Here is a 26885-nt window from a genome sequence, read left to right as displayed (position 1 = left end):
TTTTTTTTGCTTTTTTTGTAGGAGCGAGCCTGCTCGCGATGGTGGATCAGCAACATCGGTGTCGACTGACACTCCATCGCGAGCAGGCTCGCTCCTACAGGGGGCCGTCAAAAAGACCACGAAGAAGTCTTAATGACCAATTTACGAAGCAGTCAAATTAACCACAACCCACCTGGAACGCCCGTACTTCAAGGCTCGTCACATTGGCCCGCTTTTTGGTAGATGTCCTGAAAAAGTTCACTGACCAAAAGGAAACGTCTGTATGAGCAACGCTTTTCAAGATCGTCTGGCGGTGGTCACCGGCGCCAGTTCCGGCATCGGCCTGGCCGTCACCGAACGGCTGCTGGGCCAGGGTGCCCGCGTGCTGGCAATGTCTCGCCAGATCGGCGGCCTGGGGGAATTGGCGGAACGCTTCAGGACCCAACTGTCATGGGTCGCGGGGGATGTGACCCAGCCTGCGGACCTGGAGCGCCTGGCCAAACAGGCCGCGATCATGGGCCCCGTGAGTTTCCTGGTGCCCAACGCCGGGATCGCGCAACTGGCCGATGGCCTGGACCTGGCAGCGTTCGACCGGCAATGGGCGGTCAACGGTGCCGGCGCACTGAACACCCTGGCCTGCCTGCGCGGGCATCTGGCGGCGTCCGCTTCGGTGGTGTTCATCGGCACCTTCCTGGCGCAAGTGACCTTCCCGGGCCTGGCCGCCTACATCGCCTCCAAGGCCGCCTTGATCCACCACGCCCGCACGCTGGCGGTGGAACTGGCGCCCCACGGTATTCGCATCAACACCGTGTCTCCGGGGCCAACCGCTACACCCATCTGGTCGACGCTCGGCCTGAAGAACGAAGAACTCAACGCCGTGGCCAGCACGGTCAACCAGCGCTTGCTCGACGGCCAGTTTCTGGAGCCGGGGGCCGTGGCCGATGTGATCCTGTTCCAGCTGGGCAATGGTGCACGCAACGTAATTGGCCAGGATTGGGTGGTGGATAGCGGATACACCCTGCGCTGAGAAGCGGCCTCACCCCGTAGGAGCTGTCGAGTGCAACGAGGCTGCGATCTTTTGATCCTGCTCTTGAAAAATCAAAAGATCGCAGCCTGCGGCAGCTCTCACTGGGACTGTCGTTGGTTGCGATCTTTTGCTGTCGATACAGGCTCTTGTACCGGAACGATCAAACCGAACCGCGCACTGATCTCCCTTCTCCCCTGCGCAGTCAACGCCAGCGCCCGACTATCCAGATCCTGAGTCAGCCACTTGCGCCTGATCGCCACTTGAAGCAAAGCGGCGCCCAACGCTCCGCCCAGATGCGGCCGGCGCATGCTCCAGTCCAGGCATGGGCAGGCAAAACGGCGACGTGCCGTGGCCAGATCCCTGACCTCTATGCCCAAACCCTCCATCAGGGCTTCGCCACTGTCGCTCAGCCGGTACAGCTGATCGTCCACCTCCTGCAGCCACCCCGCCTCGATCATCCGGTCATGCAGCAGCACGGCCAGGGTGCCAGCCATATGGTCGTAACAGGTCCGGGCAAACTGCAATCGGCCCGGGGTTCGCGACTGAAAGGCCGGCACGGCGTTCTGGCCGATCACCATCAAGGCTTCCAGGGCCTGGGCGACTCGTTTGTCCGCCAGGCTGTAATAGCGATGACGACCCTGAACATGCAGGCGCACCAGCGCCAGCTCCTTGAGTTTGGCCAGATGGGCACTGGCAGTGGAGGCACTGACCTCGGCAATCGCGGCCAACTCGGTGCTGGTCCGGGCATGGCCGTCCATCAGTGAACAGAGGATCTTGGTTCGCGCCGGTTCCGCGATCGCCGCCGCGACCTGCGACACACCAACGTCAGAGTGTTCTTCGTTCATATTTCGCTCCCGGACGAATCAACGCCTGTTCGGACTGGAGATAGTAGCAACACTTTCCAACAACTAAAGGCTGTGACCATGGACCCGCTCATCGCTGCAACCCACGCCGATCCGTACCCCTACTATGCGCAATTGCGCGCTGAAGGCGGGCTGACCTTTCACCCGGACCTGAATTTATGGGTGGCCAGCAGTGCCCGCGCGGTCGCCGCGGTTCTGGCGCACCCGGATTGCCACGTCCGCCCCGCCCATGAGCCCGTTCCCAAGGCGATTGCCGGCGGCATGGCCGGAGAAGTGTTCGGCCGGTTGATGCGGATGAACGAAGGCGAACGCCAGCGCTGCCCGCGCTCGGCCATCGAGCCAGGGTTGCAATTGTTCGCCCCGCTGGAAGTCGAGACGCTGGTCGCGGCGCGCCTGATCACGCCGGGCGCCGAAGGACTGCACGCCGCGATGTTCCGTGGTCCGGTTTGCGTGGTCGCGGCGCTGCTGGGGTTTTCGCCGGCGCAGGGGCGAATCATCAGTGAGCTGACCGCCGATTTCGTCACCTGCCTGTCGCCCCTCAGTACCCCGCAGCAACTGCATGCGGCTCATGTTGCGGCCGAACAGTTGAACGGCTACTGCCTGGAGCTGCTGGATGATCAGATACCGCGCACGGCCCTGCTCTCGGGCATTTGCCAGCGCTTCGCCGCGCAATCCCCCGACTCGCAAACACTGACCGCCAACCTTGTCGGCCTGCTGTCCCAGACGTTCGAAGCCACGGCTGGACTCATCGGCAACAGCCTGCTGGCCCTGAAGCGGCAGCCGGCACTGCGCAAGAAATCAATATCTATCGACGACCTGCTGGACGAAGTGCAGCGCTTCGACCCCTCGGTGCAGAACACCCGCCGTTTCGTCAGTGCGGCCTGTGAAATCGAGGGTGTCCGCCTGAATCCCGGCGATGCCATCCTGGTGCTGCTGGCCTCGGCCAACCGCGACCCGCAACTCAATGACGACCCCGATAGCTTTCTGCTCAAGCGCCCGAACCGGCGCAGCTTCACCTTTGGCGCGGGCCACCACCAATGTCCGGGACAGAAGCTGGCCTTGAGCATCGCCAGCGCCAGCCTTGCGCGGATTCTGGCGGTGAATCCCCAGCTGGATGGCTTGAGGTGGCACTACCGGCCTTCGCTGAATGGGCGGATTCCGGTGTTTGTCGATTTGCCACAGACCTGAAAGTCCACGTTATCGTTCATCGCGAGCAGGCTCGCTCCCACATTGGAAGGCGATCACCTGTAGGAGCGAGCCTGCTCGCGATGGCGTCCGGTCAGTCGTCCCGGGTCAGCACTTCCAGCAGTTCAATCTCGAAAATCAGGTTCGAGTTCGGCGTGATCTTGCCCATGCTGCGCTCACCGTAGGCCAGGTGCGCCGGCACCAGCAGCTTGCGCTTGCCGCCCACCTGCATCCCCATCAGGCCCTGATCCCAGCCCTTGATCACGCGGCCGGTGCCGATTACGCACTGGAAGGGTTTGCCCCGACTGTAAGACGAGTCGAATTCGGTGCCGTCCTCCAGCCAGCCACGGTATTGGGTGGTGATCAGCGCACCCTTGACGGCGGCTTTGCCGTCGCCTTTTTCAAGATCGATGATGTGCAGTTCTTCATTCATGGCGATGGTTTGTCTGTCGGCAGTGTTCGAGGGGCGTGTTTTTCCCAGAAAATCATCCCGCTGGCAACACTCAGGTGCCTTTATCGGGATGAGACAGCGCCTCTTGAACGCGCTGGTCCTCCTTCTTCTTGGCATCGACGGCAAAGTCCTTGCCGAAAACAGCCTCAGGCAAAAGCCTTTCACCCACGCTGGCTTTCTTCTCGGTGACGATGCCGATCTGGTCGCCCTTGTTGTAATCGAACCAATGAAAATCCGGGAACTGCGTCATGTCGAGGATCTTGATCGTACTGCCCTCCATGACTTCGATTTTCTTGTCCTTGGGGTCCACGCTCACCACTTCCATCGGTGAACGGGTAATGAGCGGTTGGGCGGATGCGTGGATATCCACGCTATCGGTACAACGTTGGCTGGTCGGCTGAATCCTGCCGTCCGCCGAGCTGTGCGGGCGCTTGTCGCAATCGACGAAGATGCCCGAGTGATCCACTGTCTGGTTGCCCAGGTACTGCTCACCACTGGGCATGATCAATATCTGTTCGCCTTGCGCAGCGCCGACACTCATCAGCAGTGTCAGGGCAATCAGGGATCTGGTCATGGCGCACCTGCCAAAGGTCCGGTCCGGATCAAGTACCTATAGAAAATCGTCGTACGTCAGGGCCCCGCTCTTGCGCGACAGGTTGGGCACATCGACTTCAACGTAAGTCACCTGCTTCTTCGGCACTTGATAGACCGTGCCGAACGAGTCGTAACGCTGCGCCTGCCTGTCGGTTTTCATCAGCACTTTCTGCACCAGCACGTAGTAGGTCTCTTTGGTTTCGAACAGCAACACCGGCTCTGTGATGCCGCCATCCTTGCTGGTTGTGGCCGAGGTCAGCTGCGGCGGATAGTCCTTGGCGTGCTTGTCGTCGAAGTGCAGGCGGATCGGGCGCAACACCCCGCCGTCACGCACTTGCTGGGCCTGAAGCGTGCCGTAGTGCTCGGCCAGCACCGATGTCCCCCAGAGGCCGAGGATCAGGAAAATCGCAAACAGGGCCTTGTGCACAAAGTACCAAAAACCCTTGCTGTCCGAGGACCACGCGCCGTTCAGCGCGACAAAGAAGAGCGCACCAACGCCCAGTACCAACAACGTATGGACACCCAACTGTTTGGCCACTGTCCAGGCAAAGGCAAGATAGAAATACAGCGAGATATCCAGCGAAACCAGCGCAATGCCGAAGGTCTTGAAGTAATAAAACAGATGCAGCCAGGAGTAGAAAAACAGGTAGGCACCAAACAACAGGGCGGGTCCCCCGTAATGCGCCGACAGTTGCGCGTTCTCAGGCGCGGGCGCCGGGGTGGCAGAACCGGTTGTCATGTTGATGACCTCCTGCCGGGCGGATGATCACGAAGCGGATGGGCTGCCAGACAAGTCTAGCGCCCGCGCAAGAGAACGCGACTGCAACGCCATAACGCAGTGAACTAACATGAACAGAACCCCAACGCCGGTTTACCACGCCATGGATGCCATTCCCGCATGATGCTGTCATGGACCTGCGCAGCCCTCGGCACGGCGATGCTCATCGTGATCGTCGCATGGGGCCTGCGCGAGCGCCGGCTGCAACGGCAACTGGCCGAATACCGCGCGATCATCAATGACCTGGCCGAGGGTCACAACATCCACCAGGACGGCGACGCCGAGCGCTTCAAGCGCAGCCAGTACTTCGCCCGCATCGGCACCTGGGATTGGGATGTCGACACCGACAAGCTCTACTGGTCGGAAGCGATCTACGGCATGTTCGGGTTCAAGATCGGCGAGGTGACGCCCTCCTACGCGCTGTTTTGCGCCTGCGTGCACCCCGATGACCGCGCCAGGGTGCGCGCCGGCGAACTGCGCTGCCTGGCCACCGGCGAAAACCATGACGAGGAATACCGGGTCGTCTGGCCCGACGGCACCATTCGCTGGCTGCGGGAAACCGGCAACGTGGTCAAGAACGAGCGTGATCAAACCGTGAAGATGATGGGCGTGGTGCGCGACATCACCGAGGAAAAGGCCTCGGCCAGTTACCTGCAGCACCTGGCGCATTTCGATCCACTGACCGGCCTGCCCAATCGCCTGGTGCTGGAGGAACGACTGTCCGAGGCATTGGAACAGGCGCGGGCCAGTGCGACCCGGGTGGCGCTGGTGTTCGTCGACCTCAATGGTTTCAAGGCGATCAACGATCACTACGGGCACGCAGCGGGAGACCGCGTGCTGATTGCCACTGCGACCCGCCTCAAGCGCATCCTCAGTACCAGCGACACGGTCGCGCGCATCGGCGGCGACGAGTTCGTGGTCATTCTGCGCGACCTGCCCCAAGGCATCAGCCTGCCGGACGAAGCCCGCAGCATCTGCCAGAAAATCTTCGTCGAACTCGCCCCGCCCGTGACCATCGGCAACGACCAGCGCCACATTGGCAGCAGCCTGGGCGTCGCCATGTTCCCCGACCATGCGCCGAGCATGGACCGCCTGATTCACATTGCCGATCTGGCGATGTATGAGGCCAAGCGCAGCGGGAACAATCAGTATCGGTTGGGGGAACAGGTGGTGTTTCATCCGACATGATGTTGACTGCCGGCCCCCTGTAGGAGCGAGCCTGCTCGCGAAAAACCAACAGGCGCCGCTGGGCATCTGGTTGCACGCGTTATCGTTCACGACCATCGCGAGCAGGCTCGCTCCCACAGGGTCTCGATACAGATGTATTGATCAGCCCCACGCATCAATGCATGCCAACTATGCAATTAACATATCGATCCCTCTGCGCCACTATCCGCCCCAATAAGAACCGTGCACCGCAACCCGTCGGCGCACGTCATAAAAGCGGTGGAGTACTTACCTATGACAGCCACAATCGCCCGCGGACGCTCCCGGGCCAGCGCCATTTTCCGGGTCACCTCGGGCAACTTCCTCGAACAGTTCGATTTCTTTCTCTTCGGCTTCTACGCCACGCAGATCGCTGCCGTGTTCTTCCCCGCCAGCAGCGAGTTCGCCTCGCTGATGATGACCTTCGCCGTGTTCGGCGCAGGCTTCCTGATGCGTCCACTGGGCGCGGTGGTGCTGGGTGCGTACATCGATGACGTCGGTCGGCGCAAAGGCCTGATCGTTACCCTGTCGATCATGGCCAGCGGCACGATCCTGATCGTGCTGGTGCCCGGCTATGAAACCATTGGCCTGTTCGCCCCGGCCCTGGTGCTGATCGGCCGCCTGCTGCAAGGCTTCTCGGCCGGCGCGGAACTGGGCGGTGTCTCGGTGTATCTCTCGGAGATCGCCACGCCCGGCCACAAGGGCTTTTTCACCAGTTGGCAATCGGGCAGCCAGCAAGTGGCGATCATTGTCGCCGCCGCTCTGGGTTATGCCCTGAACCAATGGATGGCGCCGTCGATGATTGCCGACTGGGGCTGGCGGATTCCGTTTTTCGTCGGCTGCATGATCGTGCCGTTCATCTTCCTGCTGCGCCGCAATCTGGAAGAAACCGAAGAATTCGCCACCCGCAAGCATCGCCCGAGCATGGGCGAGGTGTTCCGTACCCTGGCGCAGAACTGGACCATTGTGTTCGCCGGCATGCTGATGGTCGCCCTGACCACCACCGCGTTCTACCTGATCACCGTGTATGCGCCGACCTTCGGCAAGACCGTGCTGCACCTGAGCACGTCCGATGCGCTGCTGGTGACCTTGCTGGTGGGTGTGTCGAACTTCTTCTGGCTGCCCATCGGTGGCGCGCTGTCGGACCGCATCGGCCGTCGCCCGGTGCTGATCGCCATGGCCCTGCTGGCGTTGGTATCAACCTACCCTGCCCTGTCCTGGCTGGTGCAGGCGCCGAGCTTCCTCCACATGCTGCTGGTGCTGCTGTGGCTGTCGTTCATTTACGGTTTGTACAATGGCGCGATGATCCCGGCGCTGACGGAAATCATGCCGGTCGAGGTGCGGGTCGCCGGTTTCTCCCTGGCCTATAGCCTGGCCACCGCGATTTTTGGCGGTTTCACCCCGGCGATGTCGACGTTCCTGATCCAGTACACCGGCGACAAGGCAGCGCCCGGCTACTGGATGAGCGTGGCCGCGCTCTGCGCCCTGTGCGCGACGCTGTACCTCTATCGCCGCGCTGGCGGTCGCCTGCAACCCGCCGTGTCTTGAAACGTGCCCTGATTGAGAAACTGTCCATGAAAAAACTGTTCAATGTCACGGCCCTGGCGCTGCTGGCCGGCCTGTGTGCGAGCACCTTCGCCCAGGCCGCAGAAATCCGTGTGATGACGTCCGGCGGCTTCACCGCTGCCTACAAAGTCCTCGGCCCGAAATTCGCCGCCAACACCGGCAACACTCTCGATACTGCCTTGGGGCCATCGATGGGCAAGGCCCCGGAAGCAATCCCCAATCGCCTGGCTCGGGGCGAGCAAGCCGATGTGGTGATCATGGTCGGCTACGCCCTGGATGAGCTGATCAAACAAGGCAAGGTCGACCCGGCGTCGCGGGTCGAACTGGCGGACTCGCGGATCGGCCTGGTGGTGCGTGAAGGTGCGCCGAAACCGGACATCAGCTCGGTCGACGGCCTGAAGAAGACATTGCTCGACGCCAAATCCGTGGCCTATTCCGATAGCGCCAGTGGCGTCTACATCGAGCAGCAGCTGTTCAAACGCTTAGGGATAGAAGACACGCTCAAGGCCAAATCGACCATGGTGCCGAAAATCCCCGTGGCCTCGGTGGTTGCCACCGGCGACTATCAACTGGGCTTTCAGCAGGTCAGCGAACTGCTGCCGGTGCCGGGGGTGAGTTTTGTGGCGAAGATACCGGAGTCCGTGCAGTCGGTGACCCGTTTCGCCGCCGGCATTCCGGTGGGCGCGCAACACCCGGCCGAAGCCAGGGCATTGCTCGAGTACATGGCCTCGGCGCAAGCCCAGGCGGATGTGAAGGCCACCGGCCTGGACTCAGTCAGTCGCTAATCGACGGCGGCAAAACTTTCATCTCCACCACCAGGCGCTCCAGTTCCAGCGCCGCCGGGGTCAGGGTCCGACCCCGGCGCTTGATCAGGCCGACGCTGCGCATCACCTGCGGGTCGGTGAGCGGCACCCGCGTCAGAATCGGGTGATCCGCCGCCGGCATCGCCATCAACGGCACCGCCGCCACCCCCAATCCCGCCTCTACCAGACCGATCATGGTCGTCACATGCAGGGTCTCGCAGATACTCGGCCGCTTGGGCACCACGGACGTCAGGGCCTGATCCAGCAAAAAGCGGTTGCCGGACGTCTTGTCCAGCGAGATGTAATCCTGCTGATAGAACTCGTCCCAGGTCACGCTGCTGCGCGCGGCCAACGGGTGATCGCGCCGGCAGGCCACCACATAGCTTTCCTGCACCAGCGGCTCGAAATCCACTTCGGCCTCCAGGGTGCCCATGAAGCTCAAGCCGAAATCCGCCTCGCCATTGACCACCGCGCTCAGCACTTCATGGGCGCTGGAGTCGAGCACCTTGACCTTGATCTTGGGAAACTGGCGGTGATAGCGGGCAATCACACTCGGCATGAAGTAGTAGGCCGCCGAGGGGACGCAGGCGACGGTGACATGGCCGAGGCGATTCGAAGCGACTTCGCTGATGCCCAGCAACGCCACGTCCAGGTCATCCAGCAAGCGCTCGACACTGGGCATGAAACCGCGCCCGGCCTGGGTCAGGCTGACCTTGCGCGTGGTGCGTTCGAACAGCTTCACACCGAGAGCGTCCTCGAGCTTTTCGATGCGCCGGCTCAGGGCCGGCTGGGAGATGCGCACGGTATCGGCGGCCTTGCGAAAGCTGCCCTGCTCGACCACGGCGCGAAAGGCTTGCAGGTCGTTGAGGTCGAAGTTGATGGCCATGGTGCACACTCGAGGGGATGACGCGGATTAATACGCTTACCCTATAAATGTAACCAATTAATGCAAAATGTAACAAGCTCATGGCAGCGAGTGCTCCATCCCCGCCCTCCCGGTAAAGGCAATCGCGACTGCCTTCCATCAGCTACAAGCCATGCGCACATCGCGCGCCCTCGGTAACAGCAGCAAACCTCACCCTCGCCCCAAATACCTTCCGGCATCCCACGATGTTGCGTTCGGTAACGGATCGCACCGTTTTGGCTCGCCCGCCTGCTCTTGAAACGCGTCCCTCACAAAAAAAGCATTCAAAAAGACCATCACTCCAGCTATTGGCACGTTATCCGCATACTCACAGTTATTGGATTGTTGAACAATCCTGCCAATTGACTGCGTTCAGAAACTGAGGAAACGAACATGCAAAAAGGTCTGACGGGCAAAAACACCATGCGCCACCTGGCGCTGACGATCTCCCTGGCTTGCGTGACGCCGCTGCTGTCTGCGGCAGAGATCAAGGGCACGCTCAAACAGGGCGAACTGTCGGTCGGATCCGACCTGACCTATCCGCCCTACACCTATCTGGAACAAAAGCAGCCCAGCGGCTTCGACCCCGAGTTCATGCAGTTGATGGGCAAACAATTGCACCTGGAACCGCGCTTTCTCGACACGCGTTTTGCCAACCTGATCATGGGCGTCAATGCCCAGCGTTTCGACGTGATTGCCTCGGCGCTGTATGTCACCCCGGAACGCGCCAAACAGGTGGACTTCATCAGCTACCTGAAGACCGGCTCTTCGTTGATGGTGCTCAGTGCCAGCGACTTCAGGCCACAGCAGCCCGAAGACCTTTGCGGCAAGCGCGTGGGCTCGATCAAGGGCGCCTCATGGATTCCCAAGCTCAACAAGGTTTCCACCGAATATTGCCTGCCCTCCGGCAAACCGCCGATCCAGTCGCGTGAATTCCCGACTTCGCCCGAAGTGGCACAGGCCCTGTTGGCCCAGGCCGTGGATGTGCAGATGGAAGACCCCGCCGTCGCGAAAATCACCGTGGAAAAACTCCAGGGCAAAACCGTTATCAGCTCCAGCGAGCTGATCTATCCCGTGGTCATCGGGCTGGCGCTGCGCAGGGGCAACCAGGCGCTACGGGAAGAACTGACCACCGCGCTCGACCAGATCAAACAGAACGGCAGCTACGGCGAACTGCTCGCCCGCTACAACCTGGATGAACCCAATGCCCAGGAAATCAACACGGCGCTGGGCATCACCACACCCTGACGCCCGGCACCGGGCGCACCCGGTAGTGAATCAATGGGTTCTTTCCGCTGCGCGGAAAAATCACAGTAACGCGGAGTAAGTACATGCAATTCGATTGGCATTACACCTTGGGCTTGTTGTGGAACGGCGACTTCTGGCGAGCCGTGGCAACCGTGGTCGAACTGAGCCTGGAAACCTGGCTGCTGGGTATCGTCTTCGGCTTTTTTCTGGCCCTGGCGCGACAGTCGCAGCGGCGTTTCCTGCGGGATGCGGCCGGCCTCTATATCTGGTTTTTCCGCAGCCTGCCGCTGCTGGTGCTGCTGATTTTCGTCTACAACCTGCCCCAGGTGTTTCCCTCCACCAGTGCACTGCTGTCCAACCCCTACTCGGCCGGCCTGATCGCCCTGGTGATGAGTGAAGCGGCCTATATCGCCGAGATTCACCGCGGCGGCCTGCTGGCGGTGGCCAAGGGTCAACTGGAAGCGGGCAAGGCCCTGGGCATCGGCTATCGCGGCGTTCAGCGACTGATCGTGGTGCCCCAGGCGCTACGCGTCGCCCTGCCGACCCTGGCCAATGAGTACATCACCATTGTCAAACTCACCTCTTTGGTGTCGGTGATTTCGCTGTCGGAAATCCTTCTGGTAGGCCAGCAGCTCTACACCCAGAACTTCCTGGTCATGGAGACCATGTTCGCGGTGGCCTTCTACTACGTGTTTATCGTCACCGTGTTCAGCCGCCTGTTGCGCCTGCTGGAGAACCACCTGGACGTGACCCGTCGCAAACCCAAGCGCATCGCCCCCGTCGAACTCGGGCAGGTGACGACCCGGCGTGCCGGCGGCCAGACCTCGCCAGGCGAGTTCGCCCTGCAGGCGCGGGGTGTACGCAAGTCCTATGGCGAACTGGAAGTCCTCAAAGGCGTCGACTTGAATGTGCGTTGGGGCGAGGTGGTGTCGATCATCGGCCCATCGGGCTCGGGTAAAACCACGCTGATTCGCACCATGAATGGCCTGGAAAGCCTGGATCACGGCGAGATCACCCTGCAAGGCCAACCCTTCCTGCGCGGCAGCAAAACACCGCAGGGCCCTCTGGGCAGCAAAGTACACATGCAGGGCATCGTGCATGTCGGGATGGTCTTCCAGGGCTTCAATTTGTTCCCGCACAAAACCGCCCTGGAAAACGTCATGCTCGCACCGGTCCATCACGCCCACAGCGGTGGTGAAGAGCTGCGTTTGCTGAGCCTGGCGCTGCTGCGCAAGGTCGGCATGCTCGAGCATGCCGGCAAATACCCGCACCAGCTCTCGGGCGGCCAGCAGCAGCGCGTGGCGATTGCCCGGGCACTGGCAATGAGGCCTTCGGTGATGTTGTTCGACGAGCCGACCTCGGCCCTCGACCCGGAGCTGGTCGGTGATGTACTGGCGGTCATCGAGGAGCTGGCACGCGAAGGCATGACCATGGTGATCGTCACCCACGAAATGAACTTCGCCTTCAAGCTCTCCGATCGGGTGGTGTTCATGGAAGGCGGCGAAATTATCCAGAACGCCGCGCCAAAAGAGATGCTGGAACAGCGCAGCGAGCGCATGACCCGGTTCCTCAAAGATGTACAACTGGCGTGAGCCGAGGGGGCACTACGTTGAGTCAACCCAAGGAAAAAAGCCTGTCGCTGGTCGATCAGGTGGCCATCGAACTGCGCGAAGACATCATTGGCGGGCGCCTGCTGCCGGGCATGCCGCTGGTGGAAAGCGAACTGGTCAATGCCTACAACGCCTCGCGCAATACCGTGCGCGAAGCCTTGCACCAGCTGGGTCGTGAAGGCTTGACCAGCTACGTGCGCAACAAGGGCGTGATGGTGCGCAGGATGGGTATCGACGACGTGCGCGATATCTTCAAGGTCCGCCGCACCCTCGAATTGCAGGCGATTGCCGCCAGCAAGCCGCTGCGCGAATACCAGTCCGACCGAATGCTCGAAGCCATCGAGGCCGCGCAACTGGCCCAGGATCGCGAGAACTGGCAAGCCTTCGGCACCCACAGCCTGCGCTTTCACCAGCACATCGTCGGCCTGTTGCGCAGCCCGCTGTTCGACGAATTCTTCACCCACGTGGCTGCCCAGATGCGCCTGGTGTTTTCCAACGCGCCCAGCGAGGAAACCTTCCAGAAACCCTGGCTCGAACGCGACCGGCATATCCACGATCTGCTGGGTGACGGTCGCAAGAAAGAGGCCGAGGAAGCCATGAGCAGCTACCTCAACGACTCCGAACTGGTGCTGCTGGACATTCTGAGCAGCATCCCAAAACACTGAGAAGAGGATCCCCCATGTACAAAGACTATCCAGCGGCCTACCAAGTCAGCAAAGGCGCCGCCTTGCAGGTCGACAAAACCTTCTATGACCGCGTGCGCGAGTCAAAAGATGGCCGCACCCTGATCGAGCAATTCGAAGTGCCGATCCGCACCGGCCGCGCCTGGAAAGTGCCGGCAGGCCATGTGTTTCGCGTGACCACACCGGTCGGCCCGCAGGTCGGGGACTTCAACGTATGGAGCGCCAACGACCCCCGTGAACGCATGTGGGCATCCCGTACTCGCCAACTTCAAGGCGCCCACGTCACCACCTACGACCGCCTGTGGTCGAACCTGCCTTTCCTCAGGCCGATGGTCACCATCACCGACGACAGCCTGGCGGGCTACGGCATCGACGAACACGGTGGTCGTCTGCACGACTTGCTGGGTACCCGGTGCGACCCTTACGTGAACAAGATGCTCACCGGCGAGGACTTCCACCACCACTGCCACTCGAACCTGACGCGTGCCGTGCTGCCCCATGGCCTGACCGAGTTCGACGTGCACGACGTGTTGAACATCTTCCAGTGCACCGGCCTCAATCACGACGACATGTACTTCATGAAAGCCTGCCCGGCGAAACAGGGTGACTACCTGGAGTTCTTCGCCGAAATCGATCTGCTGTGTGCGCTCTCCACGTGCCCGGGCGGTGACCTGTCGCTGCCGATGTGGGGTCCGGATGCCGAGGATCCGCTGAAGGTCTGCCGCCCCCTGGGGGTGGAAATCTACCGCCTCGACGAGTCGCTGCTGGAGGGCTGGAAACAACCCGAGCGCGCCGCCTACAACGGCAACCACGGCCTGCTGATCCCCAAGGCCGAGTGGGAAAAGTAACGACCGGCCAAATCGACACCCGGGGCACCCAAGCGCCCCGGGCATCTCGCTGAACGTTCTCTGGCGAAGCAGTGTTCAGCGCTCAGTCACTGGCATCCGTCAACATCGCGTGGAGCATCCGCGCCATCATTTTCGGGGTGTCCGCATCAGTCAGGTAGGCCGGTTTTTCCAGCAGCAGCGCCCGGGTGATCGCCGACAGGGTCTGGTACACCAGAAACTCGGCTTTGTCCCGGTTCTTCACCGTGATTTCGCTGGCGAAGCGCTGCATCAGCGCTGAGCTTGCCGTGGCGGGCCACAGTTGCTTGGCCTTGACCACATCCAGCCGTACCAGCTCGTCATAGTGGGTGGAACGCACGCTGAACTGCGGATCGAGCAGGGTTTTCTTGTAGTGGCTGGCCAGCACCACGCGCAAGGCCAACAAGATCCCCTCGTAAAGCGTGGTGTCAGGCGGCAAGGCAATGATGCTGGCGAACAGTTCGGCATGGGCTTGCGTGCGGTAGTCATCGAAGATCGCCGCGATCAGCGCTTCCATCGTCGGGAAGTACTCGTAGATCGAGCTGATCGCCACGCCCGAGTCTTCGGCCAGGCGCACCGCACTCAAGGCTTCGCGGCCTTCGCTGTCGATGATCTTCAGCGCGGTTTGCTTGACGGCCGTGACCAACGCGACCGAGCGCGCCTGGCGTGGCGCCTTGCGAGGCTCGGCGGGCACTTCGACGTGCACGCCGTTCTTGTCACGGTTCGCTTTGATCATGCTGAGCATTCCCCCGGATGGCTGCCCGTTGTCATTGTGGATGGGCCGGGCAGCACGCCGGAGTATGACCCAGGACTGCCGCTTAGTCAGCGAGGCTCGCCAGTGCGCGGCGAACGGTGGGCGGGATGGGCACCGAGCTATTGCTGGCCCGGTCGACGTACACATAAACCACATGGGCCATCGCGGCCGCTTCGTGTTCGTCGTTGCGAAACAGTGCCAGCTCGTACCGTGCGCTGCTGTTGCCCAGCCGGGAAATTTTCATGGCGACCGTGATCACGTCGGGGAAGACGATGGGCGAAAAGTAGCTGCAACCGGAGTTGACAATCAACCCGATCACCGGGCTGCTGGCAATGTCCAGGGTCCCCTGCTCGACCAGGAACGCGGTGATCGCCGACTCGCAGTACGAGTAATAGACCACGTTGTTCACGTGCCCGAAGGCGTCATTGTCACCAAAGCGCGTCGGCACTTGGGTGAAGTAGCGAAACGCGTCCCGGCTCGGGCGCTGCGGTTTGCTGCTCATAGAATCTCCCGGTAGATCGAGCGCACATCGGCCAGGGTCAGCTCCCGGGGGTTATTGCCGAGCAGGCGCTGTTGTTTCATCCCATCGATGGCCAGCGCTTCGATGTCGGATTCGACGATGCCCAGGTCACGCAGACGGGTCGCCAGCCCCAACTCACCGGCCAGGGTGCCGAGGTAATTGGCCAGGGCCGAGGCTTTTTCCACAGGAGTGCCCTGGATGCCAGGCAGGACAATGTCGGCCAGTTCGGCATACAGCGGCGCCACGGCCTCAAGATTGAAGCGCATCACCGGACCCAGCACCAGGGCGTTGGACAGGCCGTGGGGGATATGGAAGCGCGCACCCAGGGGATAGGCCAAGGCATGCACCGCGGCCACCGGCGCGTTGGCGAACGCCATCCCCGCCAGGCAGGCACCGAGCAACATGTTCTCCCGCGCTTGCAGGTCGGCGCCATCCAGGCAGGCCTTGAACAGGCTGCCGGACAACAGGCGCAGGGCCTCGCGTGCCAGGCAATCGGAAATCGGGTTCTTGAGGTTTTTGGTGGTGTAGGCCTCGACGGCATGGACCATCGCATCGATACCGGTGGCAGCCGTCACGTGCGCGGGTAAACCGAGGGTCAATTGCGCGTCCAGCACGGCCAGGTCGGGCAACAACATGGGCGAATACACCACGTTCTTCTCGCCCGCCCCTGTCGTCACCACCGAAACCGACGTTACCTCCGAACCCGTCCCTGCGGTGGTCGGCACCAGAATCAATGGCAGGCGCGGGCCTTGAGTCCGGTTGATGCCATACACCTGATCCAGGGTCTCGCCACTGCGCGCCAGCAGCGCGGCCAGCTTGGCGGCATCCAGCGAACTGCCACCGCCCAGGCCCACCACGCAGTCGGCGTCACAGGCTTTCGCCGCATTCACGGCCGCCAGGATGACGGACTCCGGAGGATCGGCCTGAACCTCGGAAAAAACCCTGACGTCGAGCCCTTGCTCCTCAAGCCCGGCAAGTACCGCTTCCAGCAGCCCTGCCGCAATAACCCCGGCATCGGTCACCACCAGCACCGACCTGCAATTCATGGCGCGAACGTGCTCACCGAGACGGGTCGCGGCACCGCGTTCAATGATCATTGATGGCGTGGTCCGAAATACCATTTTCAACATGCAAACCTCACGAGAACAGGTGTGTTGCGCTGAGTTTTTTCAGCGTGTTCCCGGTCGAGTGTATGTCAGCAAACTGCCTGTTTTCGCCTGAAAAACACGTCTGCACGACGAATCCGGAATGCTCTGAAAAGGTCGTCGAAAAATCATTTTTAGTCGTTATTTATCAATGACTTGAATCACCAAGCCAAAATCCGGAATCCGGAATAAAACCCGGATTGGCCTGCCCATACTTGAGCCGCACTCCTCCCCGGCCTCGCCGGTTCCCATTACACGAGTAGCGAGCCAGACAATGCCCACATCACCACTGTCGATAGAACAAAAAACCCGGCAACTGCTGAACAACCCGGCAGCCTTGGTCAATTACTCCCAGCACGCCTGGAACCATTTGCCACGCGCCGAAATCGATGCGCTGCAACTCAATGGTCTCAAGCTGCGTTTCGCCGAACTGCGCCAGCGCATACCGGTGCTGAAGAAACTCGCCGACGCCCAGGGCATCGACCACATCGACCAGCTCGACGACGTCGTACCGCTGCTGTTCGAACACACGGTCTACAAGTCCTACCCGCCCTCGCTGCTGGAAAAGCGCAGCTTCGCCCAGATCAACAAATGGCTGGGCAAGCTGGTGACCCCGGAGGTGGCCGAGGCCATCGCCGCCGTCAACGTCAGCGATTGCCAGGGCCTGGATGAGTGGTTCGAAACCATGGACGAGGGTGTGCCGCAACTGCGCATCAGCCACACCTCGGGCACGTCCGGCACCCTGTCGTTCCTGCCGCAAGGTGTGCATGAGTGGGACAAATTCGCCCAGCTGCGCAAGATGATGGTGTGGAACATGGAGGGACCGGACACGCCCTCGTCCAACCTGCACACGATCTACCCCTACTACCGCAAGGGCTACCTGAGCCACGTGCGCGTCCACGCGGCGATGATCCCGGCGCTGCTGCCCAACGAATCGCACTTCCACGCGGCCTACCCGAGCACCCTCAGCACCGACGTGCTGCACCTGGGCGCCAAGCTGCGCGCGGCACAATCCAAGGGCACCCTGGATCGGCTGGTGATCAGTCCGGAACTGCTGGAAAAGAAAAAGGCCTTCGACCGGTTGCAGGCCGACATGCCCCAACACCTGGCGACCTTCTTCGACCACATGTCCACCCAACTCAAGGGCCAGCGCGTGTACGTCGGCGCCACCTGGAACCTGTTGCACAGCATGGCCAAGGCCGGCCTTGAACGTGGGCTGGAAGGCGTGTTTCACCCCGACTCGTTCGTGCACACCTCCGGCGGTGGCAAGGGCGTCGTGCAGCCCGAGGGTTGGCGCGAGGATGTGCTGCGCTTCACCGGGGCCAAAACACTCAACGAATCCTATGCCATGTCGGAAATCGTCGGCGGTGCCCATGCGCGCTGTGAAGCCGGCCACTTCCATTTCGCCCCGACCGTCATCCCCTACCTGCTCGACCCGCAAACCAGCCAGCCGCTGCCGCGCACCGGTCGGGTGACCGGTCGCGCCGCGTTCTTCGACCTGGGTGCCGAGATTCGTTGGGGCGGCTTTATCACCGGCGACGAAATCACCGTCGAATGGGATGAACCCTGCACCTGTGGCCGGCCGAGCTGCTACGTGGTCGGACCGATTCAACGCTACAGCGAACTCAATGGCGGTGACGACAAGATCACCTGCGCCGCCACCGAAGACTCCCATCGCCAGGCGATGGACTTCCTCAACACCCTGGAGGGCTGACCCCATGAGCAAACCCATCGCGCCGATGATCATCCGCGGCAACGTCATCACCGACAACCTGATCGACGTCGGCGGCCGTGGCGGCGACCTGATCTTCCAGACCCCGGATGCGCACCAGTACCTGGACCAGTTGCCACTGGGCAATCCGGCGAAACTCGCCGACCTGTACACCCTCAGCTTCAATGACATCCTCGACTACGCCGAAGCCCTCGGCGAGCGCCTGGAGTTCGACAAGAACCCGTTTTTGCAGGAAGCCTGCGAGCTGTCCTATCTGACCGCGCCGGTCACTCCGAGCATGGTCAAGGGCAGCTACATGGGCCTGCGCCATATGCTCACCCGCGCGTCCGTCACCGAGCAGGTGGAAAACTCGGTAGGCGTCAAATACCTGGAGAGCTGGGTCAAGCAGCGCCTGCTTGACGGCACCGAACTGGAGGTGCGCTGCTTCGGCGCGCGGACCCTGCACATCGTCGCCGGCAACGCCACCGGGCTGTCACTGCTGACCATTCTGCGCAACATGGTCCTGCGCAGCGACGCGATTATCAAGGCGCCGTCCAACGACCCGTTCACCGCGCTGGCCATCGCCCGCACCATGGTCGATATGGCCCCGGACCATCCACTGACCAAACACCTCAGCGTCGCCTACTGGAAAGGCGGCGATCAGGCCTTCGAAGAACGCCTGTACCAGCCGCAGAACCTGGAGAAGATCGTGGCATGGGGCGGCTACGCCTCGATGAAGCACGTCACCCGCTACATCCAGCCGGGGCTGGAACTGATCTCCCTGGACCCCAAGCGCAGCGCCAGCATCATCGGCAAGGCCACTTTCGACAGCGAGGCGACCATGCGCGAGGCCGCCGTGCGCCTGGCCAGCGATATCGGCGCACTGAACCAGAAGGCCTGCGTATGCGCCCGAGTGGTCTATGTGCAAAGCGGCACCGACGAGGCCGGCCTGACGCAGCTCAACACCTTCGGCCGCTATGTCTACGACGCCATGCAGACATTGCCCAATACCCTGAGCACCGTGCCCAAGCGCTACGACCAGCAACTCAAGGCCGAAGTCGACGCGCTGCGCCTGGATGACGAGTGGTATCAGGTGATCGGCGGACAGGATGGCGAAGGCGCCGTGATCTGTTCGCAGCTTCCGGAAGCGGTGTCATTCGCCACCCGCCTGGACGACCGCACTGCGAACCTGGTCCCGGTCGATGATCTGAACGAAATGATGGATGCGGTGGATGCCTACACCCAGACCGTGGGGGTCTATCCGGAAAGCGTGAAGGACCAGCTCAAGGACATCCTGCCGCTGTACGGCGCCCAGCGCATTGTCTCGCTGGGTTACGCGGCGGGGCTGAAATGGGCCGGGCCGCAAGACTCCATCGAACCGTTGCGCCGCATGGGCAAGTGGATCGTCAACCAGATCGCTTCGCCGGAAATGACCCCGGCACCGTGGTTGCGCCCCTCGATCTGACCTCCCTTGTGCCTCCGGACTGCCGGGGGCACGCACTGATTTTCACAGGACTGACCCATGACCACATGCCTGGGATTTGCGGCACACGATGCCCACTCCGCGCTCACCCCGTTTCGCTTCGAGCGCCGTGCCTTGCGCGCCGATGACGTCGCCATCGATATCGCTTATTGCGGCGTCTGTCACTCCGATGCCCATCAAGTGCACAACGACTGGAACAACACGGTTTACCCCATCGTGCCCGGCCACGAGATCGTCGGGCACGTCACCGCCGTCGGCAGCAACGTCAGGCGCTTCAAGGTCGGCGACCGGGTCGCCGTCGGTTGCCAGGTCGACAGCTGCCTGCAATGCGCCCCCTGCGCCGAGCATCAGGAACAACTGTGCCTGCACGGTCCCACGCCGACCTACAACGGCAAGGACCGGCAGAGCGGCGAGATCACTTATGGCGGGTACGCCGAACACATCGTGGTTCGCGAGCAATTCGTGCTGCGCATGCCGGACAGTCTCGATCCACGGTTCGCCGCGCCCCTGCTGTGCGCCGGTATCACCGTCTGGAATCCGATGCGCCGCTACGGCGTCGGCAAGGGTACGAAAGTCGCCGTGGTCGGCCTTGGCGGCCTGGGGCACATGGCGGTGAAACTGGCGGTGGCGCTGGGCGCCGACGTCACGGTCATCACCACCTCGGCGGGCAAGGTCGATGACGCGATCGCCCTCGGCGCCCATCATGTGCTGCTGTCCAGCAACACACCGGCGATGACAGCGGCAGCCAACGGCTTCGAATTCATCATCGACACCATCCCCAGCCGGCACAACGTCAACCCCTACCTGATGCTGCTGGGGCGCAATGGCGTGCTGGTGCTGGTCGGCGCCATCGAACCCCTTGAGCCGATTCATGGTGGCTTGTTGATTCGCAACAATCGCACCCTGGCCGGCTCGCTGATCGGCGGCATTCAGGCGATCCAGGAACTGCTGGATTTCTGCGCCGAACACCAGGTGTTGCCCAGCTGCGAAATGATTGGTATCAAGGACATCAACACCGCCTTCGACCGCCTGCAACGCAATGACGTGAAGTACCGCTTCGTGATCGACATGAGCAGCCTGCGTGACGTGACATGAAGCAGTGATCATGCTCAGGCTGCGGTGCGCATCACCGCAGCCTGCTCTTCAGGACGCAGTGCTCGCAGTCAGGCAATTTCCCATCCTCCCGCCGTACGCACTGACTCAAGGACTCCCATGAAAGCCATCCAACTGCAACATCCCGCCGGCCTGGACAACCTGCGTCTGGTCGACATGGCCGCCCCCGGCGCGCCCGCCGCCGGCGAGATCCAGGTACGCATCCACGCCAGCTCGCTCAACTATCACGACCTCGGTGTCGTCACCGGCCACGCCGGTGCAGCGAACGGTCGCATCCCCATGGCCGATGGCGCCGGTGTCGTCACTGCCGTGGGCGAAGGTGTGAGCGAATTCGCCGTCGGCGATAGCGTGGTGTCGTGCTTCTTCCCGCATTGGCAATCGGGCCGCGTGGTGCCGACCACCTTCCAGACAGTCCCTGGCGACGGCGTGGACGGGTTTGCCCGCGAGCTGATCAACCTGCCCGTCGAGGCCTTCACCCTGGCGCCCAAGGGCTACAGCTTCGAAGAGGCCGCCACCCTGACCACCGCCGGCCTGACCGCCTGGCGTGCACTGGTGGTCGACGGTCGTATCAAGTCGGGGGATACCGTGCTGGTGCTGGGCACCGGTGGCGTCTCGATCTTTGCCCTGCAGATGGCCAAGTCCATGGGCGCCCGGGTGATCGCTACCACCTCGTCCGAGGCCAAGAAGGCGCGCCTGCTGGCGCTGGGTGCCGACCACGTCATCAATTACAAGGACCAGCCGGACTGGGGCGATGCCGTACTCGCCGCGACCAATGGCCAAGGCGCCGATATCGTGGTGGAAGTGGGTGGCCCTGGTACCTTGCCGCAATCCATCCGCGCTTGCGCAGCCGGTGGCCACATTGCGCTGATCGGGGTCCTCACCGGGTTCGCCGGCAGCGTGCCGACCCTGGAACTGATGCGTAAACAGCAGACCCTGCGCGGGCTGATCGTCGGCAGCCGCGAGCAACAGCAGGACATGGTACGGGCCCTGGAAACCTTCAACTGGCGCCCGGTGATCGACAGCCGCTATCCGCTGGAACGAATCGCCGAGGCCTTTGCCCATCAGCAGACCGCCGGGCATTTCGGCAAGATCTGCCTGCACTACTAAATAAACCTGTAGGAGCGAGCCTGCTCGCGATGGATTCAAGAACGCCGCGTTCTACCCGTCAGCACGCGCTATCGTTGAAGCCCATCGCGAGCAGGCTCGCTCCTGCAGTTGCACCTCAGCGTGAGGTTTTGCGCGGGGTGCGCTCATCCAGGATGTCGCCCATGCGCACCTCGATCAGGCTCTTGATCCTCTGGTGCGGCAAAATGTAGAAGCGGTTTTCCTTCACGGCATCCAGGGTGATCCGTGCGATGTCCGCCGCACTGAGCTTTCCGGCCTGAGTCGCCTTGCGCGTCTGCTCCTCGTACTTGTCCTTCAAGGGATTGGCCGCCGCCAGTTCGGCCGGTCGATTGCGTCCGGCATCGGCGATGCCCGTCGGAACGAAGGCCGGGCACAACACCGAGACACCGATCGCTGCGTTTTCTTCCTGCAATTCAAGTTGCAGGCACTCGGACATCGTCACCACCGCATGCTTGGTCGCACAGTAGATGCCGTTGCCCGGCACCGAGAGCAAACCGGCGACCGAGGCGGTATTGACGATGTGGCATTGATCCTTTTGCGCCAGCATCCGCGGCACAAAGCTGCGGATGCCATGGGCGACGCCCATCACATTGATGCCGAACATCCACGCCCAATCCTGTTCAGTGGTAGTCCACAGCGGACCGCCCACCAGTACCCCGGCGTTATTGAACAGCAGGTGCGCTGCGTCGAAGCGCGCGTAGGTCGCCACCGCCAGTTGCTCGACCTGCTCGGCACGGGCGACATCGCAGGTCATCGTCAGCACCTGAGTGCCGGCCGGCAGCAACCGCACGGTGCCTTGCAGGTTTGTCTCATCGATATCAGTCAGCACCAGGCGCATGCCTTCCCGGGCGCAGGCGATCGCCAGTTCACGCCCGAAGCCGCTGGCGGCTCCGGTGATCACCGCGACTTTGTCGTGTAGTGAATTCATGTGGGTCTTTCAGTCCTGTTCGGTCGATTCGAAGTGTGCGACGCACGCTGAAGGTCGCATCACAACGTGCTGCACAAGTGCCCGGCGTCCACGACGATTTCACTGCCGGTCATGCCACGGCCGGCATCGGAAGCCAGCAGCAACAAGGCGCCGTCGAGATCGTCCGGGGTGCAAAAACGCCGCGTGGGAATTCGCGCGCGCAGCTTTTCCCCGGCCTCGCCACGCAGGAAGTCGCTGTTGAGTTCAGTCATCACGTAGCCGGGAGCGATGGAGTTGACCCGGATCTGATGACGCGCCAGTTCCAGGGCCAGGGAACGGGTCAAATGGCTCAAGCCCGCCTTCGCCGCGACATACGGGCTCAAGGTGCCGGCAACGCGACTGGCCAGCACCGATGTCACGTTGATCAGACTGCCGCCGCGTTGTGCCTCGACCATCCGGCGCGCCACTTCCTGCGCGACGATCCAGGCGCCCTTGAGGTTGGTGTCGACCACGCGGTCCCAATCCTCATCGGTGTACGCCAGCACGTGCAGGCTGTCGCTGACGCCGGCGTTGTTGACCAGAATATCCAGCGCCCCCATTTCCTCACCTATCCGCGCCAGGCAAGCGTTGACCGAACTACGGTCGGTCACGTCCAGGCTGAACGCGCGGGCGCGTCCGCCCTCACCTTCGATCTCGTCGACCAAAGTCTGCAACTGTTCGACCCGGCGCGCCGCCACCGCCACTTCGGCACCCGCCGCCGCCAGCGTGCGGGCGAAATGCCGGCCAAGCCCGCTGGAGGCACCCGTGACCAGGGCACGACGGCCCGTCAGATCAAACAACGCGGTGATTGCAGGTTTCATCAGGAAAACTCCTTGTGTCCGTCGAGGATTTTTTTCGCCAGGCTCATGCGGTGCACCTCGCTCGGGCCGTCGTAGATGCGGAACGGGCGGATGTCACGGAAGATGCGCTCGACCACGGTTTCCCCGGTCACCCCACGACCACCCAGGATCTGCACGCAACGGTCGACCACGTTCCACAGGGCCTCGGCGCTCAGCACCTTGGTCATGCTCGACTCGACGTTGCCACGACCGCCTTCGTCCAGCACCCAGGCGCAGTGCCAGATGGCCAAGCGCGTGCCGTGCAGCGCCATCTGGTTGTCGGCCAGCATGAAGCCCACGCCCTGATGCTCGCCCAGGGTCTTGCCGAACGAATCACGGGTTCTGGCGTAGTCGCAGGCGATGTCGTGGGCCCGCCGGGCGGCGCCCAGCCAGCGCATGCAGTGGGTCAGCCGCGCGGGCGCCAGGCGCACTTGCGCATAACGGAAGCCCTTGCCGATTTCCCCCAGCACATCGCTGGCCGGGATCCGCAGGTTTTCAAAACGCAGGACCGAGTGGCCGCCCGAGAAACAGCTGTCGAGGGTCTTGAGCTGGCGTTCGTGGATAATCCCCGGCGCATTCATGTCCGTCAGGAACATGGTGGCCGAGCCGTCCTCCATGCGCGCCATGATGATGGCGAACCCGGCGCCGTCGGCACCGGTGATCAGCCATTTACGGCCATTGATCACGTAGTGGTCGCCGTCGCGTACCGCGACGGTCTGCAGCATCGACGGATCGGAGCCGGCACCCGGCGCAGGTTCGGTCATGGCAAAGCAGGAGCGGATGCGCCCACTGACCAGAGGCCGCAGCCAGCGATCTTTCTGCGCGGCGGTGGCCACCTCGTCCATCAGGTGAATGTTGCCTTCGTCCGGCGCGTGGATATTCAGGGCAATCGGACCCAGCGGCGAATAACCGGCCTCTTCGAAGACGATCGCCTTGGCGAAGTGGCTCAAGCCTGCACCGCCCATTTCGCGACTGGCATGGGGGCACAGCAGGCCGGCGTCACGGGCCTTGGCCAGCAGTTCCTGACGCAAGGTTTCGTCTGGACCGTGTGCCGTCAGGCGCGGGTCGCTTTCCATCGGGATCACTTGTTCGGCGATAAAGGCGCGGGTCTTTTCGCGCAGTTCCAGCAACTCGGGGGGAATCGTGAAGTTCATGGAAGTCCTGGTGTCTGTTCGGTTGAAGTCGTTGGTTGGCTAAGGCCGTTCGGCGAGCGGTGCGAGCTGCGCGTAAATGCGCTCCATCACGGTTTGGCGCTGGCCTGTCTTGGCCAGGTCGTAGGGCGTCAGGTTGACGACACGCACATGGCAGCGCAGAACGCGACCGGCCTGCATGTCGATATCGATGATGTTCAGGCAGGCGTTGTCCTGCTCCAGGGCGGCGGCGCAACCACTTGCACCACCGAGCGCCCAGCCCAGCAACAGGCGATTGACGGCGTCGTGGCTGACCAGCAGCAAGCTTTGCCAGTCGGGCTCGGCCAGCACTGCGTCGAAGCGCGTCAGGACGCGCTGGGCGAAATCGCTCCAGCGTTCCCCGCCCATGAAGCGGCCTTCGGGATCGGCAAAGCTGTCATAGGCATAGCCGACCTGCTGTTGCAGCTGCTGCGGGGCAATGTCCCGCAACCGACCGGCGCGCACCTCCCGCAGCTGGTCGCACGCCTGGAGTTCGATTTGCCGATCACCCAAGAGCCCCTCGGCGGTCTGCCGGGCGCGTGGGTAATCGGAGCACAGCGCACGGTCGAAACCGATGGGCTCGATCACCTGTGCCAGCTGCCGCACCTGCTCGACGCCCAAGTCGGAGAGCGGCACGCTGCGCGGATCCAGCGGCTGGCCGTCGGCAGAGAAGTAATTCACATGGCCATGGCGCACCAGGTAGCAACGACGGCGCATGATGGCTGCGGCACTCATTGAACCAACGCCTTCGGGTTGCTGATGGACAGCCGCGCCCGAGTGATCGCCGAGAGCGCCGACAGCAGGTGTTCCTGCTCGGCGCCCGGGGTATCGAAACGGCCCTGGCGAATGGCCCGGCACAGGGTTCGAGGGACATCCGCCGATACTGCCGGAACCTCCTCGAGCAGCGCCGACAGCTGCGCCATCTCAAGAGCCTGCGCCTGCGCGCCGGCAGCGCACTCGCGGCCGGCAATGGCCATGGCATTGGCCACCATCAGCGCCTGGTAGCGCAGGTTGTCCGGCAGCTGCGGCAGCAACTGGTCAAGCAAGGTCTGGCGGGCAATCGCCAACAGGTCCTTCGCGTCGGGACGAATGTTCATCAGCGCAGCCCTCCGGTCATTCGCAAGATGTCCAGCTCAAGTTCCGGGACCAGCGTGCCGGTCAGGGCCAGTTCCAGCGATGGCTCCTCACCGGACAAATGCCGCTGGGCCTGCTGCTGAGCGATGACCGCCCAGCGCAAGGTCGCCATGACCTGCCAGAAATTCAGCTCTGCGGGCTCGATGTCGAGGGCCGACACTTCGCTGTAGCCACGCATGAAATGCTCCAGCGGGCCGATGCCACCCGCCTCCAGGTCCGGCCGGGCGAAACGCCAGCAGCGGGCGGTGAACCAGCCGATGTCTTCGCGCGGGTCGCCCCAGCCGGTGAACTCCCAATCCAGCACCGCCTGCAACCGGCCGGACTCGGCCAGGTAATTGCCGGTGCGGAAGTCACCATGGAGCAAACAGCGGGCGGTGCTCTGCGGCGCATTGGCCTCACACCAGCGCAAGCCCCACTCCAGCACGGGCTGGGCCGAACCCAGGCGATCGAGCATGGCCCGCAGGACATCAATCGAGGTTTGCAGCGAGACCTGCTGCGGGTCGCCGAGGAATTCCAGGCCCGGCTCGCCGGGGGCGATGCGATGGATACGCGCCAGGTTGGCCCCCAGTTCGGCCACCAGTTGCAGGTCGCCCTCCGTACCCAGCTGGCTGGTGAGCCGATGGCCGCTGGTGATACCGGGCACCCACTGCATGATGAAAAACGCCCGGCCGTGGATCGAGGCGTCTTCGCACAACCAGAGCGGTCGCGGCACCTTGACCCCGGCACGGTGAACGGTGCTGAGCACCGCGAATTCCTGAGCGCGGCTGAGACTGCCCTGCACCGCCGATTGAGCGTCGCTGCGCAGGACCCAGCGCTGGCTGCCGGCATGGGCGCCGCCCTCCACGCTGACGTCGAGCAACCAGTTTTCCTGGATCGCGCCGCCAGACAGCAGCTGTTGATTGTCGACGGTCACCCGTCGCGCGCCGGCCTGGGCGCAGAGGAACATTTCAAGCCTGGTTTTTTTCACTTGTACTTCGGGTCGCGACACTCTCGCCGCTGCTACGTTCGGACCACTCATTAGACGCCGCACCTGACCTGTTGGAATTATTGTTGAAGAGCTTGGCTTCACTTCAGTCAGGGCTTGAGCAATTGCCGGGCCAGCTTTGCCAGGACCCTTCGAGATACTGCTGAACGCCATATGAATCAAGGCCTACAGCCCTTTCACCCGGCTCCGGGAAATGTGGAT

The 26885-nt window shown here is 62.5% G+C and carries 27 protein-coding genes; 13 read left to right on the top strand and 14 right to left on the bottom strand.

What is annotated here, in order from left to right:
* Nucleotides 1-262: 262 nt before the first annotated feature.
* A complete protein-coding gene (locus DKY63_RS01620; protein ID WP_110962489.1) occupies nucleotides 263-1006 on the top strand; it encodes an SDR family NAD(P)-dependent oxidoreductase in 744 nt (247 codons plus the stop codon).
* Between the two features lie 98 nt (nucleotides 1007-1104).
* Here DKY63_RS01620 and DKY63_RS01615 read toward each other — a convergent pair whose 3' ends face one another.
* Nucleotides 1105-1851 (bottom strand): ArsR/SmtB family transcription factor, encoded by a 747-nt coding sequence (locus DKY63_RS01615; protein ID WP_110962488.1) that lies wholly within the window; start codon nucleotides 1849-1851, stop codon nucleotides 1105-1107.
* Nucleotides 1852-1929: 78 nt separating this feature from the next.
* On the opposite strand from DKY63_RS01615, the gene DKY63_RS01610 reads away from it, so the two are divergent.
* Nucleotides 1930-3057: a cytochrome P450 gene (locus DKY63_RS01610; protein ID WP_110962487.1), complete on the top strand. Its 1128-nt coding sequence runs from the start codon at nucleotides 1930-1932 to the stop codon at nucleotides 3055-3057.
* A gap of 91 nt (nucleotides 3058-3148) precedes the next feature.
* Here the strand turns inward: DKY63_RS01610 and DKY63_RS01605 are convergent, their stop codons facing one another.
* From DKY63_RS01605 to DKY63_RS01595, 3 genes are all read right to left on the bottom strand, one after another.
* Nucleotides 3149-3487 (bottom strand): FKBP-type peptidyl-prolyl cis-trans isomerase, encoded by a 339-nt coding sequence (locus tag DKY63_RS01605; RefSeq protein ID WP_110962486.1) that lies wholly within the window; start codon nucleotides 3485-3487, stop codon nucleotides 3149-3151.
* A gap of 70 nt (nucleotides 3488-3557) precedes the next feature.
* Nucleotides 3558-4079 carry a hypothetical protein gene (locus DKY63_RS01600; RefSeq protein WP_110962485.1) on the bottom strand — a complete coding sequence of 174 codons (522 nt, stop codon included), beginning with the start codon at nucleotides 4077-4079 and terminating at the stop codon, nucleotides 3558-3560.
* Nucleotides 4080-4115: 36 nt separating this feature from the next.
* Nucleotides 4116-4838: a hypothetical protein gene (locus tag DKY63_RS01595; RefSeq protein ID WP_110962484.1), complete on the bottom strand. Its 723-nt coding sequence runs from the start codon at nucleotides 4836-4838 to the stop codon at nucleotides 4116-4118.
* A gap of 159 nt (nucleotides 4839-4997) precedes the next feature.
* Here DKY63_RS01595 and DKY63_RS01590 point away from each other — a divergent pair, with 159 nt between their 5' ends.
* The 3 genes from DKY63_RS01590 (at nucleotide 4998) to DKY63_RS01580 (ending at nucleotide 8434) form a co-directional block, all read left to right on the top strand.
* Nucleotides 4998-6065 carry a sensor domain-containing diguanylate cyclase gene (locus DKY63_RS01590; protein WP_110962483.1) on the top strand — a complete coding sequence of 356 codons (1068 nt, stop codon included), beginning with the start codon at nucleotides 4998-5000 and terminating at the stop codon, nucleotides 6063-6065.
* Nucleotides 6066-6338: 273 nt separating this feature from the next.
* A complete protein-coding gene (locus DKY63_RS01585; RefSeq protein ID WP_110962482.1) occupies nucleotides 6339-7631 on the top strand; it encodes an MFS transporter in 1293 nt (430 codons plus the stop codon).
* 26 nt (nucleotides 7632-7657) lie between these two features.
* A complete protein-coding gene (locus DKY63_RS01580) occupies nucleotides 7658-8434 on the top strand; it encodes a substrate-binding domain-containing protein (protein ID WP_110962481.1) in 777 nt (258 codons plus the stop codon).
* On the opposite strand, the gene DKY63_RS01575 is transcribed toward DKY63_RS01580, so the two are convergent.
* On the bottom strand, nucleotides 8424-9338 hold the full coding sequence (locus DKY63_RS01575; RefSeq protein WP_110962480.1) for a LysR family transcriptional regulator: 915 nt from the start codon (nucleotides 9336-9338) through the stop codon (nucleotides 8424-8426). The genes DKY63_RS01580 and DKY63_RS01575 overlap by 11 nt on opposite strands.
* Nucleotides 9339-9749: 411 nt before the next feature.
* Here DKY63_RS01575 and DKY63_RS01570 point away from each other — a divergent pair, with 411 nt between their 5' ends.
* The 4 genes from DKY63_RS01570 (at nucleotide 9750) to DKY63_RS01555 (ending at nucleotide 13745) form a co-directional block, all read left to right on the top strand.
* Nucleotides 9750-10604, top strand: a complete 855-nt coding sequence (locus DKY63_RS01570; protein ID WP_110962479.1) for an ABC transporter substrate-binding protein — start codon at nucleotides 9750-9752, stop codon at nucleotides 10602-10604.
* 83 nt (nucleotides 10605-10687) lie between these two features.
* Nucleotides 10688-12196, top strand: a complete 1509-nt coding sequence (locus DKY63_RS32845; protein ID WP_110962478.1) for an amino acid ABC transporter permease/ATP-binding protein — start codon at nucleotides 10688-10690, stop codon at nucleotides 12194-12196.
* Between the two features lie 17 nt (nucleotides 12197-12213).
* Nucleotides 12214-12879, top strand: coding sequence for a GntR family transcriptional regulator (locus tag DKY63_RS01560; RefSeq protein ID WP_110962477.1), 666 nt, complete (start codon nucleotides 12214-12216; stop codon nucleotides 12877-12879).
* Between the two features lie 14 nt (nucleotides 12880-12893).
* Entirely contained in the window at nucleotides 12894-13745 is an 852-nt protein-coding gene (locus tag DKY63_RS01555; protein ID WP_110962476.1) for an urea carboxylase-associated family protein, read from the top strand.
* A gap of 82 nt (nucleotides 13746-13827) precedes the next feature.
* Here DKY63_RS01555 and DKY63_RS01550 read toward each other — a convergent pair whose 3' ends face one another.
* The 3 genes from DKY63_RS01550 to DKY63_RS01540 form a co-directional block, all read right to left on the bottom strand.
* On the bottom strand, nucleotides 13828-14496 hold the full coding sequence (locus tag DKY63_RS01550; protein WP_110967816.1) for a TetR/AcrR family transcriptional regulator: 669 nt from the start codon (nucleotides 14494-14496) through the stop codon (nucleotides 13828-13830).
* 82 nt (nucleotides 14497-14578) lie between these two features.
* Complete coding sequence (locus DKY63_RS01545; protein WP_110962475.1) at nucleotides 14579-15016, bottom strand: acyl-CoA thioesterase; 438 nt, start codon at nucleotides 15014-15016, stop codon at nucleotides 14579-14581.
* Nucleotides 15013-16164 carry an iron-containing alcohol dehydrogenase gene (locus DKY63_RS01540; protein WP_110962474.1) on the bottom strand — a complete coding sequence of 384 codons (1152 nt, stop codon included), beginning with the start codon at nucleotides 16162-16164 and terminating at the stop codon, nucleotides 15013-15015. The genes DKY63_RS01545 and DKY63_RS01540 overlap by 4 nt, the downstream gene beginning before the upstream one ends.
* Before the next feature lie 289 nt (nucleotides 16165-16453).
* Between DKY63_RS01540 and DKY63_RS01535 the strand changes: the two genes are divergently transcribed.
* The 4 genes from DKY63_RS01535 to DKY63_RS01520 all read left to right on the top strand — a co-directional run bounded on the left by DKY63_RS01535 (nucleotide 16454) and on the right by DKY63_RS01520 (nucleotide 21593).
* Complete coding sequence (locus DKY63_RS01535) at nucleotides 16454-17893, top strand: hypothetical protein (RefSeq protein ID WP_110962473.1); 1440 nt, start codon at nucleotides 16454-16456, stop codon at nucleotides 17891-17893.
* A 4-nt stretch (nucleotides 17894-17897) separates the two neighbouring features.
* A complete protein-coding gene (locus DKY63_RS01530) occupies nucleotides 17898-19355 on the top strand; it encodes an acyl-CoA reductase (RefSeq protein ID WP_110962472.1) in 1458 nt (485 codons plus the stop codon).
* A gap of 57 nt (nucleotides 19356-19412) precedes the next feature.
* On the top strand, nucleotides 19413-20468 hold the full coding sequence (locus DKY63_RS01525) for an NAD(P)-dependent alcohol dehydrogenase (protein WP_110962471.1): 1056 nt from the start codon (nucleotides 19413-19415) through the stop codon (nucleotides 20466-20468).
* A gap of 117 nt (nucleotides 20469-20585) precedes the next feature.
* The gene (locus DKY63_RS01520; RefSeq protein WP_110962470.1) at nucleotides 20586-21593 is read left to right on the top strand and encodes a zinc-dependent alcohol dehydrogenase family protein; all 1008 of its coding nucleotides are present in this window, start codon (nucleotides 20586-20588) and stop codon (nucleotides 21591-21593) included.
* A 115-nt stretch (nucleotides 21594-21708) separates the two neighbouring features.
* Here the strand turns inward: DKY63_RS01520 and DKY63_RS01515 are convergent, their stop codons facing one another.
* The 6 genes from DKY63_RS01515 to DKY63_RS01490 are packed head-to-tail and all read right to left on the bottom strand — an operon-like array spanning nucleotide 21709 to nucleotide 26645.
* Nucleotides 21709-22539: an SDR family NAD(P)-dependent oxidoreductase gene (locus DKY63_RS01515; protein ID WP_110962469.1), complete on the bottom strand. Its 831-nt coding sequence runs from the start codon at nucleotides 22537-22539 to the stop codon at nucleotides 21709-21711.
* Nucleotides 22540-22598: 59 nt separating this feature from the next.
* Entirely contained in the window at nucleotides 22599-23378 is a 780-nt protein-coding gene (locus tag DKY63_RS01510; RefSeq protein ID WP_110962468.1) for an SDR family NAD(P)-dependent oxidoreductase, read from the bottom strand.
* Nucleotides 23378-24550, bottom strand: a complete 1173-nt coding sequence (locus tag DKY63_RS01505) for an acyl-CoA dehydrogenase family protein (RefSeq protein ID WP_110962467.1) — start codon at nucleotides 24548-24550, stop codon at nucleotides 23378-23380. The genes DKY63_RS01510 and DKY63_RS01505 overlap by 1 nt, the downstream gene beginning before the upstream one ends.
* A 39-nt stretch (nucleotides 24551-24589) precedes the next feature.
* Complete coding sequence (locus DKY63_RS01500) at nucleotides 24590-25300, bottom strand: histidine phosphatase family protein (RefSeq protein ID WP_110962466.1); 711 nt, start codon at nucleotides 25298-25300, stop codon at nucleotides 24590-24592.
* Nucleotides 25297-25662, bottom strand: a complete 366-nt coding sequence (locus tag DKY63_RS01495; RefSeq protein ID WP_110962465.1) for a DUF6285 domain-containing protein — start codon at nucleotides 25660-25662, stop codon at nucleotides 25297-25299. Before DKY63_RS01495 ends, DKY63_RS01500 begins: the two co-directional genes overlap by 4 nt.
* Nucleotides 25662-26645 carry a phosphotransferase family protein gene (locus DKY63_RS01490; RefSeq protein ID WP_239499440.1) on the bottom strand — a complete coding sequence of 328 codons (984 nt, stop codon included), beginning with the start codon at nucleotides 26643-26645 and terminating at the stop codon, nucleotides 25662-25664. The genes DKY63_RS01495 and DKY63_RS01490 overlap by 1 nt, the downstream gene beginning before the upstream one ends.
* Nucleotides 26646-26885: the final 240 nt, after the last annotated feature.

Origin of the sequence: Pseudomonas putida (assembly GCF_003228315.1) — a bacterium.
GTDB classification, from domain to species: Bacteria; Pseudomonadota; Gammaproteobacteria; order Pseudomonadales; family Pseudomonadaceae; genus Aquipseudomonas; species Aquipseudomonas putida_S.
This window is presented reverse-complemented; position numbering and strand designations above follow the sequence as displayed.